This window comes from Colwellia sp. E2M01, from assembly GCF_018860585.1.
In the GTDB taxonomy this organism is placed as follows: Bacteria; Pseudomonadota; Gammaproteobacteria; order Enterobacterales; family Alteromonadaceae; genus Colwellia.
The window spans coordinates 136,533-151,977 of sequence record NZ_JAHKPR010000016.1 but is presented as its reverse complement, the minus strand read 5'-3'; the positions used below and the strand labels follow the sequence as shown (position 1 = coordinate 151,977).

The 15,445-nt window shown below is 36.8% G+C and carries 15 protein-coding genes; 3 read left to right on the top strand and 12 right to left on the bottom strand.

Translation table 11 applies throughout. From position 1 onward, the window contains the following. Nucleotides 1-92: 92 nt before the first annotated feature. Nucleotides 93-344 carry a type II toxin-antitoxin system prevent-host-death family antitoxin gene (locus KO502_RS03255; RefSeq protein WP_216021116.1) on the top strand — a complete coding sequence of 84 codons (252 nt, stop codon included), beginning with the start codon at nucleotides 93-95 and terminating at the stop codon, nucleotides 342-344. Continuing rightward, nucleotides 341-601, top strand: a complete 261-nt coding sequence (locus KO502_RS03250) for a Txe/YoeB family addiction module toxin (RefSeq protein ID WP_216021115.1) — start codon at nucleotides 341-343, stop codon at nucleotides 599-601. The genes KO502_RS03255 and KO502_RS03250 overlap by 4 nt, the downstream gene beginning before the upstream one ends. Before the next feature lie 58 nt (nucleotides 602-659). Here KO502_RS03250 and KO502_RS03245 read toward each other — a convergent pair whose 3' ends face one another. The 8 genes from KO502_RS03245 to KO502_RS03210 form a co-directional block, all read right to left on the bottom strand. After that, entirely contained in the window at nucleotides 660-1,109 is a 450-nt protein-coding gene (locus KO502_RS03245) for a HEPN domain-containing protein (RefSeq protein ID WP_289846767.1), read from the bottom strand. 191 nt (nucleotides 1,110-1,300) lie between these two features. Next, nucleotides 1,301-1,684 (bottom strand): hypothetical protein, encoded by a 384-nt coding sequence (locus KO502_RS03240; protein WP_216021113.1) that lies wholly within the window; start codon nucleotides 1,682-1,684, stop codon nucleotides 1,301-1,303. Next, on the bottom strand, nucleotides 1,684-2,010 hold the full coding sequence (locus KO502_RS03235; RefSeq protein ID WP_216021112.1) for a hypothetical protein: 327 nt from the start codon (nucleotides 2,008-2,010) through the stop codon (nucleotides 1,684-1,686). The genes KO502_RS03240 and KO502_RS03235 overlap by 1 nt, the downstream gene beginning before the upstream one ends. An 80-nt stretch (nucleotides 2,011-2,090) precedes the next feature. Continuing rightward, nucleotides 2,091-2,318: a hypothetical protein gene (locus KO502_RS03230; protein ID WP_216021111.1), complete on the bottom strand. Its 228-nt coding sequence runs from the start codon at nucleotides 2,316-2,318 to the stop codon at nucleotides 2,091-2,093. 342 nt (nucleotides 2,319-2,660) lie between these two features. After that, on the bottom strand, nucleotides 2,661-4,823 hold the full coding sequence (locus KO502_RS03225; protein ID WP_216021110.1) for an AAA family ATPase: 2,163 nt from the start codon (nucleotides 4,821-4,823) through the stop codon (nucleotides 2,661-2,663). A 391-nt stretch (nucleotides 4,824-5,214) separates the two neighbouring features. Further along, nucleotides 5,215-5,427, bottom strand: a complete 213-nt coding sequence (locus tag KO502_RS03220) for a hypothetical protein (RefSeq protein WP_216021109.1) — start codon at nucleotides 5,425-5,427, stop codon at nucleotides 5,215-5,217. A gap of 51 nt (nucleotides 5,428-5,478) precedes the next feature. Beyond that, entirely contained in the window at nucleotides 5,479-6,255 is a 777-nt protein-coding gene (locus KO502_RS03215; RefSeq protein ID WP_216021108.1) for a nucleotidyltransferase domain-containing protein, read from the bottom strand. A gap of 530 nt (nucleotides 6,256-6,785) precedes the next feature. Beyond that, nucleotides 6,786-8,081: a multifunctional CCA addition/repair protein gene (locus KO502_RS03210; protein WP_216021131.1), complete on the bottom strand. Its 1,296-nt coding sequence runs from the start codon at nucleotides 8,079-8,081 to the stop codon at nucleotides 6,786-6,788. A gap of 316 nt (nucleotides 8,082-8,397) precedes the next feature. On the opposite strand from KO502_RS03210, the gene KO502_RS03205 reads away from it, so the two are divergent. After that, complete coding sequence (locus KO502_RS03205) at nucleotides 8,398-10,326, top strand: AAA family ATPase (RefSeq protein WP_216021107.1); 1,929 nt, start codon at nucleotides 8,398-8,400, stop codon at nucleotides 10,324-10,326. A 78-nt stretch (nucleotides 10,327-10,404) separates the two neighbouring features. Here the strand turns inward: KO502_RS03205 and leuD are convergent, their stop codons facing one another. The 4 genes from leuD to leuA all read right to left on the bottom strand — a co-directional run bounded on the left by leuD (nucleotide 10,405) and on the right by leuA (nucleotide 15,379). Beyond that, complete coding sequence (gene leuD / locus KO502_RS03200) at nucleotides 10,405-11,001, bottom strand: 3-isopropylmalate dehydratase small subunit (protein ID WP_216021106.1); 597 nt, start codon at nucleotides 10,999-11,001, stop codon at nucleotides 10,405-10,407. A 22-nt stretch (nucleotides 11,002-11,023) separates the two neighbouring features. Next, nucleotides 11,024-12,439: a 3-isopropylmalate dehydratase large subunit gene (gene leuC, locus KO502_RS03195; RefSeq protein WP_216021105.1), complete on the bottom strand. Its 1,416-nt coding sequence runs from the start codon at nucleotides 12,437-12,439 to the stop codon at nucleotides 11,024-11,026. A gap of 102 nt (nucleotides 12,440-12,541) precedes the next feature. Continuing rightward, nucleotides 12,542-13,630 (bottom strand): 3-isopropylmalate dehydrogenase, encoded by a 1,089-nt coding sequence (leuB, locus tag KO502_RS03190; RefSeq protein ID WP_216021104.1) that lies wholly within the window; start codon nucleotides 13,628-13,630, stop codon nucleotides 12,542-12,544. A gap of 81 nt (nucleotides 13,631-13,711) precedes the next feature. Beyond that, nucleotides 13,712-15,379 (bottom strand): 2-isopropylmalate synthase, encoded by a 1,668-nt coding sequence (gene leuA, locus KO502_RS03185; protein WP_252730478.1) that lies wholly within the window; start codon nucleotides 15,377-15,379, stop codon nucleotides 13,712-13,714. Nucleotides 15,380-15,445: the final 66 nt, after the last annotated feature.

Sequence of the window (15,445 nt, the reverse complement as noted above, 5' to 3'; positions counted from 1 at the left end):
CGAGGGATGATCATTGTCCTTTTGAGTGACTTGTTATGTGCCAGTGCGTTATACTGTACCAATTAACGTACATGAACACTTTGGAGTAACCCATGGATGCAATAAGTTATACTGCCGCTAGAGCAAATTTAGCAAATACAATGGCGCATGTCTGTAATGATCACGCACCAATTATTATTACACGTAAAAGTGAAGACCCTGTTGTTATGATGTCGTTAGAAGATTATAACGCCATGCAAGAAACTACATATTTACTAAGATCCCCTGCAAATGCTAGAAGTCTTTTAGATTCCATTGCCGAGCTTGAAGATGGTAATGGAACTGAAAGAGAGCTTATTGAATGAAATTAACATTCTCTACAAAAGCTTGGGAGCAATATCTTTATTGGCAAACTACCGATAAAAAAATACTCAAACGTATTAATTTACTCATTAAAGATATTCAAAGAACTCCTCAAGAAGGTATTGGTAAGCCAGAGTCTTTAAAACATGGTTTATCAGGATATTGGTCTCGACGAATAAACGATGAACATAGAATCGTATATAAACATCAAGGTGATGCGATTCTAATTGCACAACTCCGATACCATTACGGCACATAACGCCTTGCTCACCGGAAAATTGGGAGCGTAGCGAGTAGTTTTCGTGTGCAGTAACTTGTTAGATTTTGTCGATTTTTTGCTTTAGAGGATAGCTATTTTCAACAACGCTCTCAATTTCTTCATCATTGAAGCCAAGAACTTTCAAAAAGTGGAGTTGGAATATCACTTCCATTTTTTGATACAGGTTCCAGAGCTCTTCCCCGCCAGCAGCATTGTCCTTTAAGTTTTCGCTGTAATGAGTGAGGTAATTCCTTGTATCTACTATTTTTCTTAACAGTTTACCTCTGTCTTTACTGCTGCCTAACTTATCCTTAAACGGATCAATAATTCGTTTCAACCTTTTCCCTAAATTAATTTCATTTCCATGCATCAGACGACCACTCAGCCATTTGGCATGTTCTTCTGGACAACTCTCACTGATTGTTGAAACAAGCGAGTCAAATTCAGAAGAATCCATGAGCTTTTCATCGCTTGTTCTTCTATGATAGGTTTCCAGACCTTGTGCCAAATGTTACCAACAATGCAAAAATGATCCACTTCAGCAATTGAAATCTGATCCAGTTCAATTAACACATACTTTTCATCAATCACTATAATTTCCTTCGCACCATATAACGTTTTGATAAGCGGAAAGTAGCAGTGGGATATAACCGCGAAGCGATGGCAACTGTTATTTTTCCGTTTAAGCAACTTGTATGGCTACTTGTAAATACTCAATGATCTTCCGTCTTTTAAATATAATGTATCACCATCCCAACCTGTATAAAAACTAGTGTCATTAAAATCAAAAGAGGGATTCTTAGAGGTATTGATAATTAGTTTTCCTATATAACTTATTGAACCTTCACTATGGAATATTTTTGCATTGTAAACGGCTCCATTTTCATTATTTTTCTTATCCAATACAACATATACACCACCATCAGGACCACCAACCCATAGTGAGCTTTTCGGTATGCTTTCAGGTCTTGGAGGTATTTCACTTTCAATCTCAGTATTATTAAAAATATAAAAGCCTATAATGAATATGAAAAATATTATTACAACCGTTGAATATAAAAAGTACTTAATAAATTTTGGCATTAGTAGCTACCAGCCTCTTCAATAACTAATTTATTTTCTGTATAGCTATAATCCAAGTCTATAAAATCATCCCTAAACTCTCCCATGTAAGAGTTTGGTCGAGGGTCAATCATCCAAGGAGTATCAACACCTGCTTTTTTAGTAATGTCTTTTACAAAATGAATACAACTATTTGATAATAAGTTGTAAGGTTTTCTGTTGGGCAGGGCGTTTTGGCTTTTTCTCAAACGAGCATACATCAGAATATCATCGAATTTATTTTCAACTTCAATATATACGCCACTAATCCTACTTGATTGACCCGAAATTTTTGATATTTTATTCAATACTTTTTTAAGTGAAGAAAGTTCGATACTTCCTTTGCTTATATTAACATCAGGTAAGTTTCTTATTTTTTGAACTAAACCTAAATATGCAGGTGGATCATACCGTCCATACTCAAAATACTTTGTTGTCCCATTTTTCCATTTATAAATAAAACACCGGCATGCCCCAAGTTAGAAAATTTTTCTTTATATTTCGGGGTCGAAAAGTTGTCAAAACTTATATAGGGAATAAAATCGAATTCTTGCCTCGGAATGCTAACCGAAATTTTATACTCTGGAAACACTATTGGTATTACGATATCACTCATTTTATCCTCTCCTTTGGATATTAAAAAATACAATGTACAATTTGCGTACTGTAGCCTAACGAGCCTGTAGAATTTCTCTTTTTGAAAAAACAGGCACAAAAATTATTTAAAATTAAGTCTCAAAATACGTTGCTACGTGAATTCTGAGGCAATAATACATTAAAACTTACCTTTTAGAGGCGCTGTGAACATAAATTTCATCCATGACTCTTCACTGTGGAGAAATTCTACAGCCTCAACGCCTTGTTAAGAGGAAAAAAATAGTTTGCTAGAATGTTGAGGCACGAAACAGCAAACTGTTTTTTGTCCTTTTGAGTAACTTGTATGTGCGGTTCTCATGATCTATTTCATCATGGCTTTATAGTGTTCGCCATACCCGCATTCTTCAAAAATAAGCTTTAAGCCATCTTTGAATGTTTCATGGTTGAATTCTTTGATATCAAATATATTTTGACCCAAAGAATGTGATTCTCTATTCATATAGCGATAGAATGTTTTAAACTTATCAGCAGATAAAGCTGGTTTTTGAAAAACATTATTAAAATCTTTCTTTTGTACAAAACTGAAGAAATACTCAACTATATTCCTCATGCAGTTAGCAACTAGTGCAGGAGGCGTAGAACTATCTTTTATCATTGCCCAGTATGTCTGATAGTCATTTTGTATTTCTTCATATTTCATACTTAAAATTGAACTACCATCAGAATTTTTTATGATTCTATAAAGATTTTGTGTCTCATCTCTTTTGGTCTTGTTCGTATGAGTTAACTCATAAAAAAAGTACAGGCTGTGGGTTAAAACTACAACCTGCTCATATGTGGATGAGTTAAAAAACGTTTTTTTGATAAGTTGTCCAATATTAAAAATGTAAAGGTGAGATAGGCTTGAAATTGGATCATCTATCACAACTACCTTTTTATTTGGACTGCTAGCTGCCGTTTTTTCCCCTTTACAAAGCTCAATAAAATATAAAAAACTAATTACAGTCTTTTCACCTTCACTCAATGAATGAAAAACTTCTGAGTTCATATCAGATCGAGCAATCTTATATAAGTTATCTCCATGCTTAACAACAGAAAACCCAACAATTCCTATCTCTATAAGAGAGTTATTGATATTCTCAATTGCCTCTTCAATATTGACTGTTTGCTTTCTTAAGTTTGAAATACTGAGCTTACATGTGGCTATCTCTTCAGTCTTAGTTGTTTGTTCTGATATTATTTCTGACTCTTCTTTTTGGCTTACTGCACTCTCTGATTTATATGTTGAAATAGTTTGATCGTACTCCCAACGCATAAGATCCCAGAAGCGTTTTTTTATTTCATTTAAGGAAGATGCTTTGTTCTCTAACTTGCTATTATGCCTATCAATTAAAACATTCAACTGACTTGCAGTATCATTAAGTCGAGTGATAGTACTATTACAGCTTTTTAGAGTTATAGGTGTGCTGGGACTTTTAAGCTTGCTTTCAATTTGAAGTGTATTTTCTCTATATATTGATTTTATCTCTTCAACAGCAAGCTCCCACTGCTTAGAAATTTGAGGGGTTGTTACGACCAGCTCGTCAATGTTATCAAATACGAGTTCATCAGCTGCCGTTTTATAGCTTTCTTGCAGCTTCTTTAATGCTTCAATATCATTTTCGTATGAAAGATCAAACACATCTTTTATCGAAGATAGTAAATCTTGCGTGATGGTTTTTTCTTGGCAAAATGGACATTCTGAGGCTGATCCAGAAACTTGAGCTGGAACATATTCAAGACCATTTTTAACCCAATCGATATTTCCTAGATTGTTAATAAACCCTGCTACGTTACCTTCTTGACTACCAATGATGATTTTGCTGAATAAAGTATCTACTTCTACCGCTGAACCTGTAAAGACAAATTTCCCTAATCTATTCAGTCTATTTGCATTTTCTCCCTCAATAGAAGATACCTCAGCTTTCAACTTTTCTATAGTATCTTCAGGCTTGTTTTTAGGTAACTCAATCTTATTTATATGAGAGAATAGCTTTTCTTTTATTTTTAAGCCTTCAAGACAATATTCTAAAACTCTGTCTCCACCTGAATAATTCGTTTTTATCTTCCAGACACTGGTGACTCCTCTTTCTTTTTCTTTAGCTAATCGTTTTTGTAAAACAGAAAGTTTCTCATCAATAGACTCTTTATCTTTATCCAGTTTGCCTAGCTTATTGGTCTTTTGCTGGATTTGTTGCAAAATACTCTTATTTTCTTTTGATAAGGTAAATATACCTTTTAAGCTATCTTCTTCGTAGAAGTAGTTATTTAGAAATTTTTGATTGTAAACAAGAATGTCACACTCAGCACTTTTACTAAGTCTACAATCTTTATATATACCCAACTGAGGATTATATAAGTAATTGGAAATGGTGCTTTTTCCCGTCCCATTCAATCCATAAAGCAATGAAATTTTATTTTTTGGGGAAAATTTCGAAGCATTTTTGTAACTTGCTACATTTTCTATATGAATGTCAGTAATCATATATGTCCTTATACTTTACACTCTATTTGAGTTTGAACGGAACTGGATGCCGAGAAGCACATAACGCCTCAATAAGAGGCAAAAAACAGTTGGTTAAAATTAGCGACGCAGGAGCAAAGCCAACTGTTTGTTGTCCTGCTTTATTGACTTGTTATTTCTCTTTTAGTTTAGCGCTGCATTCTACAGAGTCTTGAATGTAGACAATATCCCGAACGAATAACCATTGGTGCGAAGCTTTTTCGCAGACAGAATACCCGTTATCTTCAAGGTATTCACCAGCCACATAGTGAATAGCATGAGGCAGCGCTAATAGAAATACTATACCCGCAACTGCTAACCTAGAGAAAATTGTCGTCACTCTCTGGGTTAAGGGTTTTACCAGCCATTGTTCCTAAATGACGACAAATGCAAGATCAAGCATGCCAATACCAACACCAAGCATATAGTAAGAACCTTTATCAATTAATACTATATCGTCACCACTACCTTTAACAAGCATATAAATTCTATAAATGAACCATAATAATGCAAAAAGACCACCCACTAAAAATAGTATCGGTGTTACTATTCGATTCAAAAGAGAAGGTTTTTCTTGTCCCTTCATTTATCGAAGCCTCTGCATAGATGGTAATTACTCTTTGTCCTTTTGAGTGACTTAACTGCCATATTCTCCATTTAAAACATCAATGAAGAATGGATTTAGTTTACTAAAATCTGTTTCAGATTTTTGTTGCTCTTGAGCCTTATCTTTAAACCTGTCTAACTCTGAGCTTATAAAATCACTAATAACGGCAATTTTTGGCAGATATGCACTTTCAAAACCTTTACGTTTGTCTTCGAGTAATTTGTGAATGGCAGACTTTAATACCTCATCATGAACTAATTCATTTACTAGCACTTCGAATTCCATTGGAACAACCCCACGATTTTGCTCAATCCATTGCATCGCTAGAATAGGTCTAAGCACATAGAAATACTTTTTAATTCTTACTGTATGGCCCTGTAGGTATTCTCTAAAGTTTCCGTTCGCCATATGAGAGTAATGATAAAAGCAAGAGCGAGGGGAATATAGAATTGGTATTAATTCTTTAAAGGCGTCCGTAAACTCTTCATTTTTTTGGTAAACAATAGGTGAGTTAAACCACTCTATAAGAGCTGGATTTGATTTTCTAAGAAGTTTAAGTGCCTTTTTTAAGTCCCAACCACTTATATCTAGTAAGTCATTGATCGGTTTTTCAACTACATCTCTGCAATATTCATGATCTACTCTCAAGTACCAATCTTTATTTCGAACATATACAAAGCGCACATCATAATCACTGTCTGCAGATGGGAATCCCCAAGCTCTACTGCCTGATTCACAAGCATATAGTATTTTAATATTCTCTTTTACCTCTAGAGCTTTAAGATTTTCTAATATCTCAGTATGCACCGAATACTCCTAGACAGCTAACAGCTTATTAGACTGGATTAAGTCCTTTTTCTACCAAGGTTAATAGCCTAAATTAAATTTATTCTTCAACAATCTATATCTTTAATAATTGTTTTTCAATGACTTTTTATTAATGATATTTATCCATACTTTATGATCAGTTTTTTAAGGTGAAAGCGTGCAAAAATATGATCCTATATATTTAACGAAATAAAGATTAATTAATTTAGTGCGTTTCGTACGCCAAGGTAACAATTTAATAGCACGTTTGAGTTTCAATATTACGTCAGCAATGCGGCATAAGTGAGCGTATCATTGAATTAATCTGGTGTTTCACTTTCTGGCTTTATCACAGGTAATTAGGTGGTTAAGTTACATGTAACTCACAGGCGATTAACTGTCAGTATGTGGCAACTGACATGCAATTTTGAGTAATCGTAGGCAATTACCTAAACGTTAAAAAAGTATAAGGAAAATAGGATGGATTACATAAACTAGCCTGACTAGAAGCTAATATACATAAAAACTAACTATATAGAATCTTCTTGTTGATAAGTTGCTTTAATAGTTGCTATTGCAGCAAGTCTAGATTTTGCCATGGCTTCTTTTATGGCGAGCCCTTGTAACCCTTGTTCAACAAATGCTTTGGCAGTTACTGCTCTTGCCGCTGCTGCAGCCGTTTGTAAATAATCTATTTGTGGGTAAGGACGGTTTTCAAAGCCTAAGCGCCCTAAAAAGTCAGCTTTACAAGTAATTAGAAAGTAATTAAATTCATCAGGTTTACGCCATACATCAAGCTTATCGAACATTTTTAACAATGTACTTGCTTTGAGCTCAAAGGCTTTATGAGAGTGTAAATGAAATTCACACACTTTCAGTGCTAGCTGTTTGTAATGGGCAGGCACTTTTAGCTGTTTACATATTTTCTCAACCAGAGGCAACCCGGTTTTCTCATGACCTTTATGGCTAGGCAATAAACTATTTAATGTTAGGCCTTTACCTAAGTCATGACACAAGGCAGCAAAACGAATAGCTATTTTCTGATCCTTTTTTTCTACTGACATAGTATGAGTGAGTAAAACAGCTTGTTGTAATACCATCATGGTATGAATACCGCTGCATATTTCAGGATGCCATTGTGCAGGGTTTGGTATTCCCCATAAAACCGCTAATTCAGGCCATAACTCAGGCAGCGCGCCACATTGTTGTAATACTTCAAAAAATACCTCAGGGTTACCTGAATTAATATCAGTTGGTTCACCGCCATCAGCTAAGCTTAATTGCATTTCTTGCCAAACGCGTTCAGGGGGTAAACTTTTTAACTCGCCACTTGAGCTAATTTTACGCATTAAATCGATGGTTTCTGCAGCAATAGTAAAGCCATATTTATGATAACGGGCTGCAAAGCGCGCAACACGTAATACACGCAGAGGATCTTCAATAAAAGCATCACTCACATGCCGTAATACTCTATTGTTAAGATCTTGCTGGCCATTGTAAGGATCGATGATGTTACCAAGCTCGTCCATTGCCATAGCGTTAACACTAAGATCACGACGTTTTAAGTCATCTTCAATGGTTACGTCGGGAGCAAAGTAACAACTAAAGCCTGTGTAACCTTGTCCTTGTTTACGCTCAGTGCGAGCAAGTGCATACTCTTCTTTAGTTTGCGGGTGTAAAAATACCGGGAAATCCTTGCCAACTTGCTGATATCCAAGAGTTAACATTTGCTCAACAGTAGCCCCCACCACTAAATAATCTTTATCTTTAACAGGGCGCTTAAGTAGCTTGTCACGCACTGCACCGCCCACTAAATAAGTTGTCAGCGTATTCTGCTCTGCATTGTTATTAGAGGGATTGTTATTGTCAAAAGTTGTAGTTAACAAGGTACAGCCAAAATGAAAAGGTTATAACTTAAAGTGTACCACAAGCTTATTGTAAGGTCAGGCAATGTAAGTTGAGAAAGTGACTAATAAACTCAATGACGTTAGGCTTAAAATAACTTGTTGAGTAACCTTGTTTAACCAGAGCTGAGGTTCAATACTTTAAATCCCTATTGAATTGGGATATTACCTTTGACATATTGCTAGCTAGCGGTTAATTTTGTAGCTGAATTTTTCTTCTCAGCACTGATTATCCGCTATGTACCGCAATTTTTTTTCTTTAAGCGATTTACCTTTTTCAATATCGCCTGATCCTAAATATTTATTTATGAGCGACAGGCATAAAGAAGCCTTGTCACACCTTACTTACGGTTTAGGAGAGGTCGGCGGCTTTGCTTTATTAACAGGTGAAGTAGGTACAGGGAAAACGACAATAAGCCGTTGTTTAATGGAGCAGTTACCCGAAAATACACAAGCGGCTTTTATTCTTAATCCAACATTATCTAGCCAAGAGTTATTAGCGACCTTGTGCGACGAGTTAGCAATTGAGTATGAAAAATCGGATGAAAGTTTAAAGCACCTTACCGATAAAATTTCCGAAAAACTGTTAGCAAACCATCAAAACGATATTAATACTTTATTGATCATTGATGAAGCGCAGCATTTGCAACCTGAAGTATTAGAGCAGTTACGTTTATTAACTAATTTGGAAACTAATACTAAAAAATTATTACAAGTAATTTTAATTGGTCAGCCTGAATTACAGCAGTTATTACAGCGTCGCGATCTACGACAATTAGCCCAGCGTATTACCGCACGTTATCATTTAATGCCGCTAACCTTACAAGAGCTAACGCAATATATAGAACACCGATTAACGGTTGCTGATTGTGTTAGACCGCTTTTTGATAAAGGTGCAATAAGTAAAATCCATCAATTGTCACAAGGTGTACCGCGTCTTATTAACTTGCTTTGTCATAGTGCGTTAATGCAGGCGTATAATCAAAATGACAGTATAGTAAATAAGAAAATTGTTATGACTGCCGCAGCAAGAACTTTAGGATCAGATCTAACAACCAGCAAAAGTAATACAAAATATAATCGCGCCTTAATAATATCGACAGTTATTAGTGCAACAGCATTTATTGCTTTAGCTAGTTTTTGGTTAGGGCAATCTCAAGAGTCGGAAACGATTGTATTATCGACGCCTGTAGTTGAGGAGATGAAAAGCAATAATGCTGAAGAAGCGCTAAATGTCAGTGTAAATGAAAACACTGACACTCTTCATGAAGTAAAAACAGAGGAAGTTACAGCAGCTACGCAGGCGGTAAAAGATGTTAATACTGTGTCTAATGCAAAATCCAATACAGTTGCCCACAATAATATAAAAGTTTCGCCTCAACTTGTAAAACAAGAGGATTTAGCTCCAAATGGTATTTATACCGTGCAGCAAGGGGATACTCTATTTAAACTTTCTTTGCGCTTTAATGTGAAATTAAATACCTTGATGCAATGGAATAATATTAAGGCGAATAATTCGTTGAATATTGGTGAACAGCTTTATGTGGTTGAACCTGATAATTTCACTTATACGGTAAGTGCTAATAAACAACCAAATAATAGTCCTTCAGCTCAAGCGAATACTGTATCGACCGTTAATGCAAAAAATACTAACAGAACTATTATTCAGAACCGAAACGCCCCTAAAAGTGGTGATGTAAAATACCAAGTTAAAGCTGTAGAAGGTGTATCGAGTGACTTATTAGCGCTATTTCAAAGCGCAATTGATGAAACTGAGCCTGAATCAGTAGAAGAAAGCGAGCAGTCATTTTCAGCAAGTAACTCATCAAATAATTATACTATAGAGGGGTCAACAACTGTAAGCACACAAAGCCCTGCGAGTAATACAAATTATAATGACAGTAATGGTATGGTAAGCGCAGGTGATTACAACATATTACCCCTTAGTCAGATGCCACAGTCACTGCAAGATAACTTACCTAGTTTGAAATTTGAACAGCATGTATATACCTCAGATCAAAAAGGCTGGGTATCTGAAAGTGGTAATGACTATTATGAGGGGGACTTCATTACCGATAACTTGAAGCTTGATAAAATACTGCCGCAAAAAGTTATTTTGACTTTTGAAGGGCAAACATTCTCAATGCCGGCGCTAACCAGCTGGTAATTTATTAGCAGACACAAAAAAGCCTCGATAAGTAATACTCGTCGAGGCTTTTTTATGCGCTATAAAGTACGAAAAACTTTATTGCCAAGCCGGCATTTTTGCTTCAAAGTCTTTAATTTTATCAAGCTTGTTTAACGTCCAACCTACGCTATCAACACCGTTTTCTAAACTGTATTGTTGAAACTCATTTAAGCTAAATTTAAAGGTTAAATCACCACAAGTAAGTGTGTTGTTAGGTAAATCAACATCAACTGTTAATGGCGCTTCTGCAGACAGTTTAAATAACTGTTCTACTTCTGCTTCGGTAAGTCTTATTGGTAAAATACCAATGTTGATACAGTTACCGTAAAAAATATCAGCAAAACTAGGTGCAATAACCACCTTAAAGCCATATTCTTCAATTGCCCAAGGCGCATGTTCACGACTTGAACCACAACCAAAGTTTTCACGTGCTAGTAAAACGCTAGCACCTTTATATTCTGGTTTGTTCATAACAAAATCAGGGTTAACTTGTGTACCTTCATGATCTAAATATCTTCTTTCATGAAATAAATGCACGCCAAAGCCAACACGTTCGGTTTTTTGTAAAAATTGCTTTGGAATGATTTGGTCGGTATCAACGTTAGCGATATCTAATGGCACAACCAAGCCAGTATGTGTAGTAAATTTTTCCATTGTCTTTTCCTTTAAGCTTAGGTTATGCGTTTAGGTCTACAAAGTGACCTGTGATTGCTGCAGCTGCTGCCATTTCAGGGCTCACTAAGTGAGTACGACTACCACGGCCTTGACGCCCTTCAAAGTTACGGTTACTAGTAGAAGCACAGCGATCGCCTGGGCCAAGTACATCATCATTCATACCTAAGCACATTGAACAACCGGGTAAACGCCACTCAAAACCTGCATCAGTGAATATTTTATCTAAACCTTCGCTCTCTGCTTGTTCTTTTACGCGGTAAGAGCCAGGTACGATAATCGCATCAACACTGTCTACTACTTTTTGACCTTCATAACGTTGTACAATCGTTGCTGCAGCGCGTAAATCTTCAATACGAGAGTTAGTACAAGAGCCGATAAATACTTTGTTTACTTCAATATCTACCATCTTAGTACCAGCTTTTAAGTCCATGTATACAAGTGCTTGTTTACAAGACTCTTTTTCTACTGGGTCAGTAAAGTCTTCAGGTGAAGGTACTATGCCATCAACGCTAATTACTTGGCCTGGAGTCGTTCCCCAAGTTACTTGTGCTTTAATGTCTTTTGCTTCTAGGGTAATTACTGTATCAAAAACAGCGTCAGCATCAGAGCGTAAGTTTTTCCAATCAACTACTGCTTGCTCAAATACTTCACCTTTAGGTGCATATTCTCTGCCTTTAACATAGTCAAATGTTGTTTGATCAGGAGCAACTAAACCGGCTTTAGCACCAAATTCAATACTCATGTTACAAACTGTCATGCGCTCTTCCATGCTAAGCGCTTCAATTGCTTCACCACAGTATTCAACCACATAACCCGTTGCACCGGCACTACCTGTTTTACCGATAATCGCTAAGATAATATCTTTTGCGCTAATACCCGCACCAACATGACCGTTTACTTGAATTTTCATGGTTTTTGCTTTGTTTTGACGCAATGTTTGCGTTGCAAAAACATGTTCAACTTCAGAGGTACCAATACCAAAAGCTAACGCACCAAAAGCGCCATGTGTAGCAGTATGAGAGTCACCACAAACAATGATAGTACCCGGTAAAGTTAAACCTAATTCAGGTCCCATTACGTGAGCAATACCTTGGTTTTTATGACCCATACCAAAAAGCTCGATACCAAACTCTTTACAGTTTTTTTGTAATGCGCGTAATTGGTTCGCGGCACCTGTACCGGCAGCATCAATTTTAATTGAGCGGGTAGAAATATTATGATCCATAGTCGCGATAGTACGTTCTGGATGACGTACTGGGCGGTTATGAAAACGTAAATTGGCAAATGCTTGAGGTGATGTCACTTCATGAATTAAATGACGATCAACGTAAAGTAATGGAGTTTCGCCTTTAGCGTCTTCAACTAAATGCGTTTGCCATAATTTTTCATACATGGTTTGCGGGGTAGACGTTGTCATTGTTCGCTCTCTCTTTTCTTAAATTCTTTATTTTGCAGGCTTATCGGCAATATTTTGCATAATTAAGCCTGCCGATTGCTATACAGCTTATTGAGCAATAATTTACTGGGCAATAATTTGCTGGCAAATATAATCACCTACTTCACTCGTAGATTTTGCATTTGCTCTTTCGCTTGCTGGTAATAAATCAGCAGTTAATATGCCGTTATCTAAAGCGCTACCAACAGCATCTTCAATCGCTTTTGCTGCTGCATCTTGGTTAAGGCTGTAGCGCAGCATTAATGCGGCAGATAAAATTTGTGCTATTGGGTTAGCAATGCCCATGCCTGCGATATCTGGCGCGCTGCCACCTGCTGGCTCGTACATACCAAAGCCTTGCTCATTTAAACTTGCTGATGGTAATAAGCCCATTGAGCCAGTGATCATCGCGCAAATATCAGATAAAATATCACCGAAAAGGTTAGGGCAAAGCATTACATCAAACTGATTAGGATCACGCACTAACTGCATCGCGGCGTTATCAACATAAAGGTGTTCTAATTCAACTTCTGGGTATTCAACGGCAACTTCTTCAACCACTTGACGCCATAATTGGCTTGTAGCTAATACGTTAGCTTTATCAACTGAAGTTACTTTGTTATTACGTTTTTTAGCGGCTTGGAAAGCTAAGTGAGAAATACGTTTAATTTCACGACGTGAATAAAACATTGAATCAAAGCCTGTTTCTTCTTCGCCTTCGCCTTTACGGCCTTTTGGCTCGCCAAAGTAAATGTCGCCTGTTAATTCACGAATAACTAATACGTCAAAACCTTGTGACGAAATATCGCTACGCAAGGTAGAAAGTGAAGAAAGAGCCGGCTGTAATGTCGCAGGACGCATATTACAGAATAAATCAAAATGGCCACGTAAACCTAATAACGCACAACGCTCAGGTTGTTCAGTTGGTGGTAAATTAGCCCATTTAGGACCGCCAACACTACCAAATAAAATAGCATCGCTTGCTTCACAGCCAGCCATTGTTGAATCTGGCAAAGCGTTACCGTGATTATCAATAGCTGCGCCGCCAATGTCGTAATCTTTAGTGTTTATTTCTAAGTTAAATTTTTCTGCAATTGTGGTTAAAACTTTCTTCGCTTCAACCATTACTTCTGGGCCGATACCGTCACCGGCTAAAACTGCTATGTTAGACATTTTGTTTCTCTTTCTCTTTAGAATTCTTTAATTGTGTATAATTTAACTATTAATATTTAATCAGAACTAACGCACAGTACTTTACACAGCGTTATGTTTTAACTGTTCACGTGCATTATTTTCAGCAATAGTTGCGGCACTATTTTCAGTGTTGTTTGCTGATTTTAAATTGGCAATAGTGATAGCGCGATGAATACTGTTTAATGCATTAATCAAGGCTTGACCAGAAGCTTCAATAACATCTGTTTCTAAGCCGTAACCGTGGAAATTTCTACCTTGCCACGTAATGATTAAATCGGCTTGACCTAAACCATCTTCGCCTGAGCCTTTGTTTGAAATAGTGTAGTCACTTACTTCAAATTCAATATCAACACTTTGCTTAATTGCTTGATACAACGCATCAACTGGACCGTTACCTGTTGCTGCATGAACGATAACATTATCTTCAACTGCTTCTTCTGAATCAACTTCAGTTACGGCTTTTTCACCTAATCTAAGTTTAATGCTGGCCGTAGCAAAATCACCATCGCCACATTGTACATTGATCTTCTCTAGCTGAAAAAAGTCTTTCAAATCTTTTTGCTGTAATTTAAAAACTAAGGCTTCTAAATCATCATCAAAAACTTGACCTTTTTTGTCGGCTAACGCTAAGAAGTCAGCGTATAACTCTTCAATTTCATAGTCAGCTTCTTTATAACCTAAACTTTCCATGCGGTGTTTAATTACATGACGACCACTACGTGACGTTAAGTTCAATTTGGTTTTAGCAATGCCGACACTTTCAGGTGTCATTATCTCATAAGTGTTGCTTGCTTTTAACATGCCGTCTTGATGAATACCTGAAGAGTGACTAAAAGCATTGCCACCAACAATAGCTTTGTTTAATTGCACTGGCATATTACAAACCGTGCTCACTAATTTTGAAACACGCGCGATTTCTTGATGGTTGATGTTAGTGTTAACACCTAATAATGCTTGGCGTGTTTGCATGATCATCGCCACTTCTTCTAACGAACAGTTACCGGCACGTTCACCAATACCGTTAACGGTACATTCTATTTGACGAGCACCGGCTTGTACTGCAGCCATAGAGTTAGCAACGGCTAAACCTAAATCGTTATGACAATGCACTGAAATAACCGCTTGGTCGATATTTGGTACACGATTGAATAAGTTAGTGATAATACCTTGGAATTCAAACGGTAAAGTATAGCCAACAGTATCTGGAATATTTACCGTAGTAGCACCGGCTTTTATCGCACTTTCAACCATACGACATAAGTTGTCGATTGGTGTACGACCAGCATCTTCACAAGAGAATTCTACGTCGTCAGTATATTTACGTGCATGTTTTACTGCGTGTATTGCCATGGCCTCAACATCGCTGAATTCTTTTTTCAATTTTTGCTGAACATGCACGTCAGAGGTTGAAATAAAGGTATGGATTCGAAAGTTTTCGGCAACACCTAATGCTTGACCACAAGCATCAATATCAGCTTCAACGGCACGGGCTAAACCACAAACTGTCGCATTTTTTACGGCGCGAGCAATTTGTTGTACTGATTCAAAGTCACCAGGAGAAGAAACAGGAAAGCCTACTTCCATTACATCAACACCTAAGCGTTCAATGGCTAAGGCAATTTGTAATTTTTCATGTACTGATAAGCTGGCGTTTAAAGCTTGTTCACCATCACGTAAGGTGGTGTCAAAAATAATAACTTGGTCATTGTTCACTTGAGAATTGCTCATTTGTCTTATCCTTGTAAATCTTTGCTGATGTCTGCTGTTTTAATTTTTAGCTAACTGTTTTTTAAC

Bases quoted from the DNA above. Each gene is read 5' to 3' on its own strand.
- leuC (WP_216021105.1), bottom strand. From the start codon at position 12,439: ATGACAACGTCTACCCCGCAAACCATGTATGAAAAATTATGGCAAACG.
- KO502_RS03255 (WP_216021116.1), top strand. From the start codon at position 93: ATGGATGCAATAAGTTATACTGCCGCTAGAGCAAATTTAGCAAATACA.
- KO502_RS03250 (WP_216021115.1), top strand. From the start codon at position 341: ATGAAATTAACATTCTCTACAAAAGCTTGGGAGCAATATCTTTATTGG.
- KO502_RS03225 (WP_216021110.1), bottom strand. From the start codon at position 4,823: ATGATTACTGACATTCATATAGAAAATGTAGCAAGTTACAAAAATGCT.
- leuD (WP_216021106.1), bottom strand. From the start codon at position 11,001: ATGGAAAAATTTACTACACATACTGGCTTGGTTGTGCCATTAGATATC.
- KO502_RS03205 (WP_216021107.1), top strand. From the start codon at position 8,398: ATGTACCGCAATTTTTTTTCTTTAAGCGATTTACCTTTTTCAATATCG.
- leuA (WP_252730478.1), bottom strand. From the start codon at position 15,379: ATGAGCAATTCTCAAGTGAACAATGACCAAGTTATTATTTTTGACACC.
- KO502_RS03230 (WP_216021111.1), bottom strand. From the start codon at position 2,318: ATGAGTGATATCGTAATACCAATAGTGTTTCCAGAGTATAAAATTTCG.
- KO502_RS03220 (WP_216021109.1), bottom strand. From the start codon at position 5,427: ATGAAGGGACAAGAAAAACCTTCTCTTTTGAATCGAATAGTAACACCG.
- KO502_RS03240 (WP_216021113.1), bottom strand. From the start codon at position 1,684: ATGCCAAAATTTATTAAGTACTTTTTATATTCAACGGTTGTAATAATA.
- leuB (WP_216021104.1), bottom strand. From the start codon at position 13,630: ATGTCTAACATAGCAGTTTTAGCCGGTGACGGTATCGGCCCAGAAGTA.